Origin of the sequence: Streptococcus sp. 1343 (assembly GCF_013277355.1) — a bacterium.
GTDB lineage: Bacteria > Bacillota > Bacilli > Lactobacillales > Streptococcaceae > Streptococcus > Streptococcus pseudopneumoniae.
The window spans coordinates 1-13,572 of record NZ_VMMT01000046.1; the positions used below are offsets into that span (position 1 = coordinate 1).

Annotated in this window: 14 protein-coding genes and 2 pseudogenes; 7 read left to right on the forward strand and 9 right to left on the reverse strand. The window is 37.1% G+C overall.

From position 1 onward, the window contains the following. Window positions 1-86: 86 nt before the first annotated feature. Both HT709_RS07130 and HT709_RS07135 read right to left on the reverse strand, forming a co-directional pair. Complete coding sequence (locus HT709_RS07130; protein WP_000149864.1) at window positions 87-224, reverse strand: hypothetical protein; 138 nt, start codon at window positions 222-224, stop codon at window positions 87-89. Window positions 225-244: 20 nt separating this feature from the next. After that, a complete protein-coding gene (locus HT709_RS07135) occupies window positions 245-976 on the reverse strand; it encodes a cyclase family protein (RefSeq protein ID WP_001281647.1) in 732 nt (243 codons plus the stop codon). Between the two features lie 254 nt (window positions 977-1,230). On the opposite strand from HT709_RS07135, the gene HT709_RS07140 reads away from it, so the two are divergent. Continuing rightward, window positions 1,231-1,767, forward strand: a complete 537-nt coding sequence (locus tag HT709_RS07140; protein ID WP_023933417.1) for a BioY family transporter — start codon at window positions 1,231-1,233, stop codon at window positions 1,765-1,767. 378 nt (window positions 1,768-2,145) lie between these two features. On the opposite strand, the pseudogene HT709_RS07145 reads toward HT709_RS07140, so the two are convergent. Next, window positions 2,146-2,682 (reverse strand): annotated as a pseudogene (locus HT709_RS07145) (Rgg/GadR/MutR family transcriptional regulator); the annotation flags it as partial. Between the two features lie 123 nt (window positions 2,683-2,805). Here HT709_RS07145 and HT709_RS07150 point away from each other — a divergent pair. Continuing rightward, the gene (locus HT709_RS07150) at window positions 2,806-3,147 is read left to right on the forward strand and encodes a metal-sulfur cluster assembly factor (RefSeq protein WP_001206380.1); all 342 of its coding nucleotides are present in this window, start codon (window positions 2,806-2,808) and stop codon (window positions 3,145-3,147) included. A gap of 282 nt (window positions 3,148-3,429) precedes the next feature. On the opposite strand, the gene ilvD is transcribed toward HT709_RS07150, so the two are convergent. From ilvD to HT709_RS07185, 6 genes are all read right to left on the reverse strand, one after another. Further along, window positions 3,430-5,133: a dihydroxy-acid dehydratase gene (gene ilvD, locus HT709_RS07160; protein WP_000137354.1), complete on the reverse strand. Its 1,704-nt coding sequence runs from the start codon at window positions 5,131-5,133 to the stop codon at window positions 3,430-3,432. A 232-nt stretch (window positions 5,134-5,365) separates the two neighbouring features. Then, window positions 5,366-6,298: a transketolase family protein gene (locus HT709_RS07165; RefSeq protein WP_000986378.1), complete on the reverse strand. Its 933-nt coding sequence runs from the start codon at window positions 6,296-6,298 to the stop codon at window positions 5,366-5,368. Further along, window positions 6,295-7,152 carry a transketolase gene (locus HT709_RS07170; RefSeq protein ID WP_000603571.1) on the reverse strand — a complete coding sequence of 286 codons (858 nt, stop codon included), beginning with the start codon at window positions 7,150-7,152 and terminating at the stop codon, window positions 6,295-6,297. The genes HT709_RS07165 and HT709_RS07170 overlap by 4 nt, the downstream gene beginning before the upstream one ends. Window positions 7,153-7,155: 3 nt before the next feature. Next, on the reverse strand, window positions 7,156-8,502 hold the full coding sequence (locus tag HT709_RS07175; protein WP_000975292.1) for a PTS ascorbate transporter subunit IIC: 1,347 nt from the start codon (window positions 8,500-8,502) through the stop codon (window positions 7,156-7,158). A 12-nt stretch (window positions 8,503-8,514) separates the two neighbouring features. After that, window positions 8,515-8,799 carry a PTS sugar transporter subunit IIB gene (locus HT709_RS07180; RefSeq protein WP_000912476.1) on the reverse strand — a complete coding sequence of 95 codons (285 nt, stop codon included), beginning with the start codon at window positions 8,797-8,799 and terminating at the stop codon, window positions 8,515-8,517. Between the two features lie 3 nt (window positions 8,800-8,802). Further along, on the reverse strand, window positions 8,803-10,833 hold the full coding sequence (locus tag HT709_RS07185; RefSeq protein ID WP_101514463.1) for a BglG family transcription antiterminator: 2,031 nt from the start codon (window positions 10,831-10,833) through the stop codon (window positions 8,803-8,805). Window positions 10,834-11,007: 174 nt separating this feature from the next. On the opposite strand from HT709_RS07185, the pseudogene HT709_RS07190 reads away from it, so the two are divergent. The 5 genes and pseudogenes from HT709_RS07190 to HT709_RS07210 all read left to right on the forward strand — a co-directional run. Then, a pseudogene (locus HT709_RS07190) lies at window positions 11,008-11,163 on the forward strand (hypothetical protein); the annotation flags it as partial. Window positions 11,164-11,165: 2 nt separating this feature from the next. Further along, window positions 11,166-11,366 carry a PTS ascorbate transporter subunit IIC gene (locus tag HT709_RS07195; protein WP_000228848.1) on the forward strand — a complete coding sequence of 67 codons (201 nt, stop codon included), beginning with the start codon at window positions 11,166-11,168 and terminating at the stop codon, window positions 11,364-11,366. Between the two features lie 151 nt (window positions 11,367-11,517). Beyond that, the gene (gene rpmF, locus HT709_RS07200) at window positions 11,518-11,700 is read left to right on the forward strand and encodes a 50S ribosomal protein L32 (RefSeq protein WP_000290417.1); all 183 of its coding nucleotides are present in this window, start codon (window positions 11,518-11,520) and stop codon (window positions 11,698-11,700) included. A gap of 15 nt (window positions 11,701-11,715) precedes the next feature. Next, window positions 11,716-11,865, forward strand: coding sequence for a 50S ribosomal protein L33 (rpmG, locus tag HT709_RS07205; RefSeq protein ID WP_001265622.1), 150 nt, complete (start codon window positions 11,716-11,718; stop codon window positions 11,863-11,865). 522 nt (window positions 11,866-12,387) lie between these two features. Then, a complete protein-coding gene (locus tag HT709_RS07210; RefSeq protein WP_023933410.1) occupies window positions 12,388-13,509 on the forward strand; it encodes a Fic family protein in 1,122 nt (373 codons plus the stop codon). Window positions 13,510-13,572: the final 63 nt, after the last annotated feature.

The following is a 13,572-nucleotide window of genomic DNA, read 5'->3' on the forward strand; positions in this document are numbered from 1 at the left end:
GAAAAAAGAAACCATCCAGGATCTAAGCTAAGGCAAGGATTCTGGAGGGTTTTTAGATTAGGGGTGAATAATTGGGGTTTAACTTACTATTCACTCAAATCATATTCATACTCAATTGGGCTGATATCACCAGCTGCGAAGGCTTCACGCGCTTGAACAAGCGCTTTTGGACGAAGGAAGGAACCAACATGATCTACTCGGAAAGGTGCGTGTGTATGTGTCATCTTTTTCTCCAATTCTATTTCTAAGGTAAAATTGCTAAAGCACGAACAGGCGAACCAGTCGCTTGATTCCAGTTAGGGAAACTGATACTAATCAGGGCACTTGTAGCAGGCACTTGATTTAGGTTGGCTAATACTTCTACCTGATAAATATCCTGCTCCAAGAGATAGTATTCATTGAGAAGCCCATGCTCAGCAGCAGGAATGCCTGCATCAGTGTCAAAAGTCTCATGACCGACGGCCTTGACCTGACGTTCATGAATCAAAAATTCTAAGGCTTCTCGGCTCCATCCAGGACTCTGTTGCACCCCATTTTCATCAAGATTACGCATAGCATCTTGATCAGGCCAACGTTTGGACCAGTCTGTCCGAAAAGCTACAAAAGACTCTGGCAGGATTTGTCCATGTTCCGCTTCAAAGTCCAAGATATCTTGCTTCGTCAAAATATAGTTTGGATTTTCAGCTACTGCTGCCGACTTATCGATAACAAAAAGAGGCAAAAGCAAGTCCTTGAGGTCAATCTCCTCCAACCAACGACCACCTTCAACAAAGTGAATCGGAGCATCAATGTGGGTACCGTACTGACCAACCACAGAAAACTGTTGCACATGGAATCCATCCTTCAAAGTGAATAAATCCTTCTTTTCCAAGGCTGGAAGAGCTGGGAAATGCGGGCTATTTTCATCAATACGATGGCTTAGATTGACCCATTTCTTTGATTTTAACGTTTCATAAAGCGATAATAAATCAGACATGACAGAACCTCCTTGATAGAAACATAGTTTCAAACTATATCAGTTGTAATAGATGCTTCTATTATACCAGCAAAGAATTCCCTAAACAAGCATTTATCGATTATATCGCATTACTCTTTTCTTGAGGTATATATAGTTTTAAACTATACCTTTCGACTGCCACACTATTTGTTACCTATGTTTAAAAATAAAGTTGACAATCTGTCAAAATCCATTATAATAATTACCATAAAAACAAAAAGAGGTTGACAATCTTGAAAAAATCATACACCTTAGTTCTTCCAGCTATCGGGGCTGCCTTGATTGCTGTGCTGGCTCAGATTACCCTTCCCCTTGGTCCTGTTCCCTTCACATTGCAAAATTTAGCGATTGGGCTAATTGCTACTATCTTTCGTCCTCGTGAAGCTCTTCTATCTGTAGGCCTCTACCTCCTTTTGGGTGGAATCGGTCTTCCTGTCTTTGCTGGGGGAAGTGCTGGTTTTCATGTCCTGGTCGGACCAAGTGCAGGCTACCTCTGGTTTGATTTGCTTTATGCCGGAGTGACCGCCTATCTGACCCATCCCAAAACCAGTCCCCCTAAAATTTTTCTGGCCAATCTACTAGGAGATAGTCTTGTTTTTGTCGGTGGCATCCTGGGACTACATCTCTTATCGGGTATGCCTCTAGCACAAGCTACTACAGTCGGTGTCCTACCATTTATACTCCCTGACCTTGGAAAACTAGTAACCATCACCCTACTTAGCCAACCTATTTTTAGAAGTTTGAAAGGACAAGGCTATTTTCAACAATAATAAAAAGAGGCTGGAACAAAATTCCGACCCCAAATATAAAAAAACGAACAAAACTATTTTTCTGGTAATCAGAATTTTGTTTTGTTCGCTTTTTTATTCAATTATAGATTTGAATAGCTTAATAGTTAAGGTTTTAAAAATTGAAATCTTTTTATACACGATTGTTTAAAAAGTTATCGCTACATCATTTTCAGTAACATGATAACTAAGCTCCTTAACATTGATATCAGCCATTGCCCTCATCCAGGAAATTGCGGATGAAGTTTGGGGCTAATACTCTTCGAAAATCTCTTTAAACTTTGTCAGCGTCGCCTTGCCGTACGCCAGTACTGCCTTCGGCTATCTTCCTTGTTTGCTTTTTGATTTTCATTAAGTATTACGTACCATCTCTCTAACATACCTAGTGAAAAGAGAAGCAGATAGAAATTGTGAACTGACTGAAAATAAATTGAGTTCATAGATTCCCCAAATCTCGGTAGAAAACAAATAATCATGAAGGACTTTCCCTTCCTCTGCCGTTAACTCTACCGTATCATCCATGCTCTTCATATAAGACTTAATCATAATGGCATTTAAAATATGTTTCTGTTTGTTTTGAGAATGGACATGCTTTTGATACTCCTTGCGATACAAGTCCTCAAGAGGAGCTATATTCTTTGGATCCAAGACATCTATGATTTCTTTTCTCAACTCAGAATCTGTATCATACTGAAAACCTCTCGCCAGAAAGAGAATTTCCTCTACACTGGCAGATATATTTCCCAAGGCAAATAGAAACTTTTCCACCGAAAGCTCACTCTGACCTGTTTCAAAGCGGGACAACATAGACGGCGAAAATTGTCCCCCGGTTGCTTGTCTCAGTGAGATATTTCTTGACTCTCGTAATTGTCTAAAGACTTTTCCAATCTGCTCCATAGACTTCCCCTTGATTCCGTATTTTCTTCATTTTATCATATTTTTCAGAAAATTCATCAAAAGCTTGCCAAATTGTCAGAGTTATGAGAAAATAGGGGATATTTATCATGTGGAGGGACTGTAATGAGAGAGGATATCAAAATCAATGACCGTGCTTTGGCCTTGCAAGATCAAATTATCGAAAAACTAGAGAAGGTTTTTGATACAGATGTGGAATTGGATGTTTACAATCTAGGGCTGATCTATGAAATCAATCTGGACGAAACAGGTCTCTGCAAGATTGTCATGACCTTCACTGACACCGCCTGTGATTGTGCCGAAAGCCTGCCTATTGAAATCGTTGCAGGTCTGAAACAAATCGAGGGGATCGAAGATGTCAAGGTTGAAGTTACCTGGTCGCCTGCTTGGAAAATCACACGAATCAGTCGCTATGGCCGTATTGCCCTTGGACTACCACCTCGTTAATCAGACCAATCACTTTTAAAGATGAAAAAAGCAAGCCGAAAATGGCTTGCTTTTTGATACTCAATGAAAATCAAAGGGCAAACTAGAAAACTAGCCGCAGGTTGCTCAAAACACTGTTTTGAAGTTGTGGATAAAATTGACGAAGTCAGCTCAAAACACTGTTTTGAGGTTGTGGATGGAACTGACGAAGTCAGCTTAAAACACTGTTTTGAGGTTNNAGTAACCATACCTACGGCAAGGCGACGTTGACGTGGTTTGAAGAGATTTTCGAAGAGTATGAGTTTATTTTTTACCTGACTTGTCCATATTCCAGAAGTCTGTCACGGCTCCGCGTGAAGCAGATGATACGATGTGGGCATATTTACCGAGGACACCACGGCTATAAAGTGGTGGCAAGGTTGTTTCTGCCTTGCGTTTTTCAAGTTCTTCTTCGGATACGGCCATGGAAATTTCTTTGGTATCTTGGTCAACCGTAACGATATCGCCTGTACGAAGATAGGCAATTGGTCCACCATCCTGAGCTTCAGGAGCGATATGTCCAACAACCAGACCATAAGTACCACCAGAGAAACGTCCATCCGTCAAGAGGGCCACCTTGTCTCCTTGACCTTTACCAACGATCATTGAAGAAAGGGACAGCATCTCAGGCATACCAGGACCACCCTTAGGTCCAACGAAACGAACAACGACTACATCGCCATCAACGATTTCATCTGTCAAAACAGCCTGAATGGCATCTTCTTCTGAGTCAAAGACCTTAGCTGGCCCAACGTGACGACGCACTTTAACACCTGATACCTTGGCAACTGCACCGTCAGGAGCAAGGTTTCCGTTCAAGATGATAAGCGGACCGTCCGCACGTTTTGGATTTTCAAGTGGCATGATAACTTTTTGACCTGGTGTGAGGTCTGCAAAGTCAGCCAAGTTCTCAGCAACTGTCTTACCAGTACATGTGATGCGATCTCCATGAAGGAATCCATTTGCCAACAAGTACTTCATAACCGCAGGGACACCACCGACTTCGTAGAGGTCTTGGAAGACATACTGACCAGATGGTTTCAAGTCGGCCAAGTGAGGCACACGCTCTTGGATCGTATTGAAGTCCTCAAGTGACAAGTCAACATTGGCAGCATGGGCAATGGCAAGCAAGTGAAGAGTGGCGTTTGTAGAACCACCGAGAGCCATCGTCACAGTGATGGCATCTTCAAAGGCTTCACGAGTCAAGATATCTGATGGTTTGAGACCAAGCTCCAACATCTTAACAACAGCACGTCCTGCTGCTTCGATATCTTCTTTCTTATCAGCTGATTCAGCTGGGTGAGATGAAGAACCTGGCAAACTCATACCCAAAACTTCGATAGCAGTCGCCATGGTATTAGCAGTATACATACCACCACAGCCACCAGGGCCAGGGCAGGCATTACATTCAAGACGTTTCACGTCCTCAGCTGTCATGTCACCGTGGTTCCATTTTCCGATACCCTCAAAGACAGAAACCAAGTCAATGTCTTTGCCATCAAGATTTCCCGGTGCAATCGTTCCACCATAGGCAAAGACTGCAGGGATATCCATATTGGCAATGGCAATCATAGATCCAGGCATGTTCTTGTCACAGCCACCGATAGCGACGAAGGCATCCACGTTGTGACCACTCATAGCCGCCTCGATGGAGTCCGCGATGATGTCACGAGATGTTAGAGAGAAACGCATACCAGGCGTTCCCATAGCGATCCCGTCTGCTACGGTAATAGTTCCAAACTGTACAGGCCAAGCGCCTGCAGATTTGACACCTTCTTTAGCCAGTTTCCCGAAATCATGCAAGTGAATGTTACATGGTGTATTTTCCGCCCAAGTCGAAATCACTCCCACAATCGGTGTTTCAAAGTCCTTATCTGTCATACCAGTCGCACGAAGCATAGCACGGTTTGGTGATTTTACCATACTGTCATAAATGCTACTGCGGTGACGTTTATCTAATTCAGTCATTTGTTCCCTCCCATTTCAGTTTTTACTATTATAGCACATTTTAAAAGCAATGAACAGAAGAAAATTCTTGAATTTTCAGAAAATTCTATATACATATGAAATATTTAAAACTAAAAACAACAAAGCGGATTAGGGCACTTTCTGATGACCAGAATATGCTTTTTAATCCGCTTTCTTTAAATAACGTACTGTAATTGTTACAAAAATTCTTTCAGAACAGTGTATTCAACATCTATCTTGCATTATAAATTTCTAGAACTTTCTCTTTTATATTCGATTCACTCAAACCATACTCATTAAGAAGATAATCCACTTTCCCTACTTGACCGAATCTTTCTTGAACACCCATCCGATGAATTTTTGTTATTCCATCATCAGAGAATAATTCACATAAAGCACTGCCAATTCCACCTATCTGATTGTGGTTTTCTACAGTAAATATAGTTTTTCCACTTAACATTGTTTTTATCTGTTCTGGTATCGGTTTGATTCTAAATAAATCTATCACACCTACTGAATAACCTAATTTAGACAGTTCATCTGCAACTCGAATACTTGGAGCAACCATTATGCCAGAAGCAACGATTACAAGATCTTCCCCGTGTCTTAACTCAATGTAGCCTTTAGAAAAATCTTCTCCACCTTGATAGACAGCCTCTGGAGCTTTTCGAATTGTTCGAATATATTTTAGTCCTTTTAATTCTAATGTCTGGTTCAAGATTTCACGAAATTGGATATCATCAGTTGCTTCGAAAATGATCGATTTAGGAATTAAACGTAACAATCCAATTTCTTCAAATGGCATATGTGTCCCACCATTCATTTCCGCAGTTACTCCTGCATCTGATCCAATAACAGTGGCATCCAATTGTGCGTATCCAAGAGAAATAAATAATTGATCAAATACTCTTCGTGAAGCAAAAGGGCCAAATGTATGAAGATAAGGTCTAAACCCCTGAATAGACAAGCCTGCTGCAAGGCCGACCATTTCTGCTTCCATAATCCCAACATTCACATAACGGTCTCCAAAGTCCTTTTCAAGATTATGAGTAGCCATCGAACTTGACAAATCGGCTTCTAAGACTACTATATCAGAATCACTTTGATTAGCCTCTAAAAGGAAGTCTCTATATACATGCCGTAATTCTTTCGTGCTTCTCATCATTCTGTTTCCTCCAATTCCTGACTTAATCTTTCTACAACTGAAGTTAACATTTGTTTCTCCTCTACAGTAGGGCGAAGATGATGATTGGATTTCATTTCTTCCAGCTCTTGAACCCCTTGACCTTTAATAGTATCTAATACAATGCACTTAGGTGATGAATTATTTGACTGTTTTAATTGGACAATCCCTTCATAAATTTCTCTAATATCTGAACCCTTGACCCTAATGGATTCAAATCCAAATGCTGAAAATTTTTCTACGAAGTCACCTGGATTACAAATATCCTTTGTAAAACCATCTAATTGTTTTTTGTTATCATCAACAAATACAATTAAGTTGGATAACTGTTGCTGAGAAGCAAACTGTATAGCCTCCCAACATTGTCCCTCATTTAACTCACCATCTCCAACAATAGCATAGGTATAAAAGGGACTTTTTCTTATTCTCTGACCATATGCAAGTCCGGTTGCAACACTAATTCCCTGTCCTAAAGAGCCAGTTGTCATATCTATGCCCGGCGTTAGATTTCTATCAGGATGAGACGGTAATTTGGTTCCATTTGTATTTAAAGAATATAAGAATTCTTTGTCAAAGAAACCATTCAAATAGAGTGTACTGTATAGAGCTGGTCCTCCGTGACCTTTTGATAATATGAAATAATCTCTATCTCGTGCTGCAAATATTTCTGGAGTCATTGGCATTATTTCACCATAAAGCACTGCTAGAACTTCTACGATAGACAGACTTCCTCCGTAATGTCCGAATCCAAGATGATTCAATGTTCTAAGAGTATTTAATCGGATGTTAGTCGCAAATTTTCTTAACTCATCTTCTCTATTTTCACTTAAAATCATCCCTTACTCCTCCTTTGCAGATGGCTTTTTAATAAAGGATACTCCAAACATAACTGCTAGAATAAGAACAAGACCAATCACAATGCCTGCTTGTGAACCAAATTGATTTAACATTCCTAAAATAATTCCTGATAGACCAAAATCTGCATCTGAGAAAGTTGATCCTTGGAAACCAAGTCCTCCCAAAACTGGCATTAAAAAGACTGGAAGAAAACTGATTAAAATACCTTGTAAAAATGCTCCAATAGTGGCTCCACGAACACCACCAGATGCATTCCCAATGACACCTGCAGTCGCTCCACAGAAGAAATGAGGCACAACGCCTGGTAAGATAACAACCGTTCCTGAAGCAATCATAATTGCCATACTGACTAAACCACCAATAAAACTAGAGATAAATCCAATTAGAACTGCATTGGGTGCATAAGTATAAACAATCGGACAATCCAAAGCAGGTTTTGAATTAGGTACAAGACGCTCTGAAATACCTTTAAAGGCTGGAACAATTTCACCCAAAATAAGGCGAACACCTGCTAAAATAACAAATACCCCTGCTGCAAATTGACCTGCTAATTGTAAAGCATAAACTAGACCACTTGTACCACTACTGATTTCTTTTTCTATATATTCTGACCCTGCAAAGATAGCTACAATAATGTAAATAACTGCCATGGATAAAGTAATACTAACAGTGCTATCACGTAAAAAAGCTAAACTCTTTGGAAATTTAATGTCCTCTGTTGATTTTGATTTGTCACCGATAAGGCTACCAGTAAAACCACTCAACCAATATCCCAAAGAACTGAAATGACCTAAAGCCACCTTGTCATTTCCAGTTAATTGAACCATATATTTTTGCACAAATGCTGGGGAAATACTCATAATAATACCGAGTGCTAATCCTCCTAGTAAGATAAGAGGCAAGCTAGTAAAGCCAGCAACTGATAAAATGACCGCAATCATACATGCCATATATAGAGTGTGGTGCCCTGTTAAAAAAATATATTTAAATCGAGTAAAACGAGCGATTAAGATATTGAACACCATGCCTGCAAACATAATCATTGCAGTAGCTGAGCCATATGTTGTTAAAGCTACAGCTACAATTGCTTCATTATTCGGCACAACGCCAGATAAATGAAAAGCATGCTCAAACATGGTACCAAATGGATTTAAAGAATTTTGTACAATTCCTGCACCACCAGATACAACTAAGAAACCAACAAAGGTCTTAATTCCACCTTTAATAATATCAGGTAATTTCTTCTTCTGAAGAACTAATCCTAAAATTGCAATTAAAGCTACTAAAATAGCTGGTGTACTAACAATATCCAATATGAACTTCATCATGACGCTAGCCTCCTATATAAGTCCTTTTTCTTCACAAAGTTTAGTAATTAATTCTCGTAGTTCATCCATATCAATAATACTATTTAAGATACGAACATCTCCAAGATGACTAGCTGAATCAGCTAGATCACGACCAACAATCCAAATATCAGCTGCATTTGGATCTGCTCCACCTAAATCATAATGTTCAACTTCTACATCTGAAACATTCAAATCACTCAATACAGATTCAATATTCATCTGTACCATAAAACTTGAACCTAATCCTGAACCACAAGCTGTACCAATTTTTAACATTATCTAATCCTCCTGTTTAATTATCATTTTAATGTCATCATAGTTTTTTGATGATATTAAAGTTTGAACATGATTTTTATCTCTTAAAATTGTTGTTAAATGTGACAAAGCCTTTAAATGACTCTCATTATCAATGGCTGCAATACAAATCAACAATCTTACCTCTTGTTCTGGATTATCCAATAAATAAATCGGTTCTTCCAAAACTAACATTGACATTCCTATTTCATTCACACCTTCATCTGGCCGAGCGTGAGGAATTGCTACTCCCTTCCCTAAATTAATAAAAGGCCCAAACTCTTCTACTTTTTGAATCATTGCCTCAGGGTAGTTCTCAGTTATCTTATCTTGATCCAAAAGCGGTTTAGCTGCTAAACGAATCGCCTCCTTCCATCCTAATTTTTGCGAACTAACCTGATAGGTTTCTTTGGTAATAAGTTGTTCTAGCACTGGTACAATTTCCTTTCGATCATTTTTTTGATAAAGATAATTCTTTAACGCCAATCTTAATTCCAATTCTTGTGTAATAATTCCATATTTTTTGACAATATTCAGGATTTGTTCAATCTCAAAATCCCCATACTCTAAATTCGGAAAATCTTTTAACACTAGTTCTACTAGTTGTATTGCTTGCTCTTCAGTCATCATAACCGAAACTAGATAATTTGGCTTTTCTGTCTCCACCTTTATGGTAGAAAAAACCATATCATAGTCACTACTAGCTTTCACCTGTAAATCATCAATCTTTGAGGTTCCTATAAACTCAATTTGAGGAAATAATGCTAATAGATTCTCTTTTAACATCAATGAAGAACTAACACCATTAGGACAAATGATTGCTGCTTTATACCATTTTTGAGGCAAAGTATCTGCTTTCTTTAAATAACCTCCGAAATGGATAACAAAATATGCTGTTTCACTATCAGGTATGGGATTGTCAATAGCGTCCATCAAGGGCATCAAAGAATCTTTGACTAATTCAAATAAATCAGGATAATGTTCTTTAACATGCAATACATATTCATTTGAACTAGGTAGGCCGAACTTTAATCTATAGTAAGCCGGTATAAGGTGGCGGCGAAGATTTTCTCTCAATCCTTCCCTTTGTTTAAAATGTAACAAAGAAATATCTTCCATTCTACTTATAATAGCCTCTGTTAATTGATTAAAGTAAACCGGAGCAACATCTACTTCACCTTCAAAGCAACTTGATAATAAAACGGTGATATAGCGATAATCATCCTCAGAAAACACCGTATCTATAATTCCCAAATCAACCACTGTATCCAATAAAATAGTGGTTATATCTTGAATAACAGGAGATACTAATGTCTCTGAAAGACATACTCTTTCAACATCCCTTTGATACCTACACAGAATGAATACTAAACCGAAAAGGCAAACTTTTAATTGATTAACAATAGGTACTAGCTGTAGCTTCTCATAATAATCTTTAACTACCTGATTTATCAAATCATAAGTTAATGAATACCCCCAACTGGATAAAACATAATCCAAACCCCAAATCCCTATGGAGGATTCCAGCAACTCACTAACCATTTGAAAAGCTAAGCGGTGCTTATTCCACTCTGAACCGTGTAAAGTATAACCTTTTGCTCTACTGTACCCTAGCTCCAAATCATTATCTAACATAATCTTTCTTAATGATTGAATATCAGATAAGGTTGTATTCTTACTTACTTTCAAAAAGTCTTGGTAATGATTATTCGATATAAAATCTAATCGGCAAAAAGTGTAAAGATAGATTAAAGCTAAGCGAGTCGACTTTGGTAAAACCAATTCATCCGACTTAATAATATCTGTCAAAGACTGCTTCGTACGATTTGATAAACTATAGCGACCTTGTTTTTTATCCAGCACTATCCCTTTATTAGCTAGATAAGGCACTAAATAATCTATTCCTTCTTTGACTTCCTTTATAGGTAAGCTCACCTTAACAGATAATTCATATAATGATAGCTCACAATGATCCATCAAAGTCATCAAAATAACTAGTGCTCTATAATCAAACATTTCTCTTCCTTTCTAACTACAATTATAGTGTAAAAGTTATAAGAATAAAAGAGTATTTGAGCACAATATAATCTCACCTTTTAAAAGAAATTATTGGGCTGAAAGTTTTTAGTGATTATTTTCAACTTTCTATTGACTTTTAAAAACAAAGTGATATCATTTAGATATCAAATAATGGGAATGGTTGAAACGACACTGGAACGGCTCAATGAAGGGGAATTGGTAGAGATTGACGAAGAACGAAAAGCTGCCATGGTTTCAAATCTCCTTGTCGTTCTTTGTGGCAATCATGATGCACAACCAATTGTCAACACGGAAAGTCTTTACTAAAGATGGTTGAAGCTAAAAAAAAGCAGATCCCCCTTCGACTCTCAACAAAGTTATACGCTGCACTCACATCATGGGCAGAAGATGACTTTCGTTCAGTCAATGGGCAAATCGAATATCTCCTCACAGAATGTGTCAAACAACGGAAGAAAGACGGAAAATACGTATCAGAAACCATTGACGAACCATTTGAAATTGATATTTAACACCTTCTCCTGTCTGCTAGGTCTGACAGGAGAATTTTTTCATCTTTTTTTGTCAAGTAACTTTACTTTACAAAAAAAATGTGTTATCCTAGTATGGTTGATGAAAATCAGTAGATTGAATCGAATATAAATACCTAAAGGAGAAATCAAAATGGCAGTACCTGCACGTCGCACTTCAAAAGCGAAGAAAAACAAACGTCGTACACACTACAAAGTAACAGCTCCATCTGTAAACTTTGACGAAACTACTGGAGATTACTCACGTTCTCACCGTGTATCACTTAAAGGATACTACAAAGGACGTAAAATCGCTAAAGCTGCATCAGCTGAATAATAGAAGGGAGATACCATGCGCGTAAATATTACACTTGAACACAAAGAATCTGGTGAACGCTTGTACCTTACTTCTAAAAACAAACGTAACACTCCAGACCGTCTTCAATTGAAGAAATACTCACCAAAACTTCGCAAACACGTTGTGTTTACAGAAGTGAAGTAAGCATTCAATACGAATCAATACAGAAGAAAAACGCTGATTCAAGCGTTTTTTCTTTTTGTTAATTTCAGTACATTGCAATGAGAATCATTCGAATGACTACATTATTGATAATATTTGTTAAGCCATCAAAAGTAATTAACATTTCATAACGAGTAATCCTATTTAAACTCGTCTCACTATCTATTTTTTCTTATCTCTGTGTTATAATGAAATAAAACAAACATTTATATTCCGTTTTTAGCATCTCATTAAAATTGTTCAACATTAATCCTTTCAATCTATACTTAATGAAGATACACACTTTTAATCAAACTTAAACTCTAAAAATATTTACATTACTATTTTAAAAAATATCATAAAATCAAAGATTTAAATTGACAATCCAGTTTACTTTTTTACTTGATTTTCATATACTTGTCAATATACCTTAGAAATATAATTCAAGTACAGGTTATAGTCACTCACTACATTGGCTTTCTATAATAAAAATATTGAGAAAAAATTTTAATAGGAATTATAAACATGAATAATACATTTAAAAACATACCTAAACCCTATTTACCAGAAAAACTTCCATTTGACTATACTTCAATATATACAGATCCACAAATAATTAGATTAGTTTCTAAAGCAGGTATAGCTATTGGAACCTATGAAGGATTTTTATCATCTATTATCAATCCAATGCTACTAATTTCACCATTGCTCAGCCAAGAAGCCGTCCTTTCCTCAAAACTTGAAGGTACTCATGCAACTCTAGAAGACCTACTAAATTACGAAGCAGGTAATAAGGTTGATATAGAACGTGATGAACTACATGAAATTATTAATTATCGAAAAGCACTTTTTTATGCTCTCGAAAATATTACTACAATTAATGACAATAACTCTAGAGGGTTACCATTATCTAATAGAATAATAAAAGAGATGCATAAAATTCTATTGGATAACGTTAGAGGAAGCAGCAAGAATCCAGGAAATTTTAAAAGAACTCAAAATTACATTGGAAGTAGAGCAACTATCTCTTACACACCAGTTCCGCCAGAACAAACTACGGAGTATATGTCCAATTTAGAACAATATATGCATCATGATGATTTAGACTTATTAGTTCAATCAGCTATTGTACATGCTCAATTTGAAATGATTCATCCATTCGAAGATGGTAATGGTCGAATAGGAAGATTGTTAATCCCACTGTTTCTTTACTACCAAGAATTGCTATCTTATCCTACATTTTACATGAGTTCATATTTTGAAAGTGATCGATCACTATATATCTCTCATTTATCAAACATCTCTAAAAATAATAACTGGAAAGATTGGTTTAAATACTATTTGGAAGGAGTAATTTTCTCAGCAGAAGAGAGTACAAAAAAGGCACAGGATATCTTAAATCTTTATAATAAGATGAAAGAAGAAATAATACCAAAATTGAATTCTGTCTCTGGTATTCAACTTCTTGATTTCATTTTCTCTTCTCCAATTTTTAAAGCAAAACAAGTCAGCAAACACCTCAGTATCTCTGAACGTACTGTATATACATTATTAAATAAATTAATTGATGAAGAATTTCTTTCAACAGACTCTGCTCAAAGAAATCGTACTTACTTTTGTCCACACCTGCTAAGAATAGTTCAATAATTTTATATTGAAGCTCATCTTCGTTTTGCTTCACTTCTACTTTCTTTCGTGAAGTAAAAACGG

What these genes read in the sequence shown, in the direction of transcription:
- HT709_RS07130 (WP_000149864.1), bottom strand. Translation starts at nt 224, where the DNA reads ATGACACATACACACGCACCTTTCCGAGTAGATCATGTTGGTTCCTTC.
- HT709_RS07135 (WP_001281647.1), bottom strand. Translation starts at nt 976, where the DNA reads ATGTCTGATTTATTATCGCTTTATGAAACGTTAAAATCAAAGAAATGG.
- HT709_RS07150 (WP_001206380.1), top strand. Translation starts at nt 2,806, where the DNA reads ATGAGAGAGGATATCAAAATCAATGACCGTGCTTTGGCCTTGCAAGAT.
- ilvD (WP_000137354.1), bottom strand. Translation starts at nt 5,133, where the DNA reads ATGACTGAATTAGATAAACGTCACCGCAGTAGCATTTATGACAGTATG.
- HT709_RS07165 (WP_000986378.1), bottom strand. Translation starts at nt 6,298, where the DNA reads ATGATGAGAAGCACGAAAGAATTACGGCATGTATATAGAGACTTCCTT.
- HT709_RS07170 (WP_000603571.1), bottom strand. Translation starts at nt 7,152, where the DNA reads ATGATTTTAAGTGAAAATAGAGAAGATGAGTTAAGAAAATTTGCGACT.
- HT709_RS07175 (WP_000975292.1), bottom strand. Translation starts at nt 8,502, where the DNA reads ATGATGAAGTTCATATTGGATATTGTTAGTACACCAGCTATTTTAGTA.
- HT709_RS07180 (WP_000912476.1), bottom strand. Translation starts at nt 8,799, where the DNA reads ATGTTAAAAATTGGTACAGCTTGTGGTTCAGGATTAGGTTCAAGTTTT.
- HT709_RS07185 (WP_101514463.1), bottom strand. Translation starts at nt 10,833, where the DNA reads ATGTTTGATTATAGAGCACTAGTTATTTTGATGACTTTGATGGATCAT.
- HT709_RS07195 (WP_000228848.1), top strand. Translation starts at nt 11,166, where the DNA reads ATGGTTGAAGCTAAAAAAAAGCAGATCCCCCTTCGACTCTCAACAAAG.
- rpmF (WP_000290417.1), top strand. Translation starts at nt 11,518, where the DNA reads ATGGCAGTACCTGCACGTCGCACTTCAAAAGCGAAGAAAAACAAACGT.
- rpmG (WP_001265622.1), top strand. Translation starts at nt 11,716, where the DNA reads ATGCGCGTAAATATTACACTTGAACACAAAGAATCTGGTGAACGCTTG.
- HT709_RS07210 (WP_023933410.1), top strand. Translation starts at nt 12,388, where the DNA reads ATGAATAATACATTTAAAAACATACCTAAACCCTATTTACCAGAAAAA.